We start from the raw sequence: 762 nt of genomic DNA on the forward strand, positions 1-762 counted from the left end.
ATTATAACGAATTTAAACGAAGTTGAAATCCAGATAATAAATATTTTAAGGAATTAAAATTTAAAGTAAAAGACGATATTAGAGAAAGTAAACATAGAATGCGTATATTTAAACTTACTTTACAATGATTTTTAGGTAAAAGAGGTTAGATTTTATATTTTATTTGCCTTAGTGGGTTATCTATTCCTGGTTTGGTACACAGCCGAAATAGTATTGTGTTTTTGTTATTTTATAAATAAATAAATATGTTATCAAATAAAAGAATTATATGAAGTCATAAAATTAATGACATAAATGCTTTTCATTTAGCACCAACTCAGCTTAATTTCCCCTATTTTAAAGAATTAATTCTTGATCATTTAGATTTTGATTGTTCTTATGCTTTGTTGATTAGAATTAGAGGGGATAAAGGTAAATATGCTATGGCCGGTAATCAAATTGCTTTTAAATACGATAAATTAAATTGCTCTAAACAAATCGAATTGTTATATAAAACAGTAGTGAGTAGATATGCAGAATTTTGGGAATATTATAAATGGATTTCTATTGACGATATACAAATATTATATGTTAGAGTTAATCCGCTACCTAGATTAAAAATAAGTAATATTAATAATTTAGATTTACCCAAGGAGATTTTTAATGTCAAAGACATTAAATCTAAATATAATTCTAGATTTTTACCTCTTACTGTAGATACTAGATATTTTGGTAGTTTAGTTAGTTGAGGTGATAGTTCTATTTACATTAATAAAATTAATG

General features: G+C 24.3%; 1 protein-coding gene. It reads left to right on the forward strand.

Annotated features, from left to right (window positions below; genetic code table 11):
- The first annotated feature begins 422 nt into the window (after positions 1 to 422).
- Positions 423 to 728 carry a hypothetical protein gene (locus tag ABEB00_RS35840; protein WP_345624921.1) on the forward strand — a complete coding sequence of 102 codons (306 nt, stop codon included), beginning with the start codon at positions 423 to 425 and terminating at the stop codon, positions 726 to 728.
- The last annotated feature ends 34 nt before the right edge of the window (positions 729 to 762 follow it).

The sequence above is a fragment of the Streptomyces ziwulingensis genome, assembly GCF_039542605.1.
GTDB classification, from domain to species: Bacteria; Actinomycetota; Actinomycetes; order Streptomycetales; family Streptomycetaceae; genus Streptomyces; species Streptomyces ziwulingensis.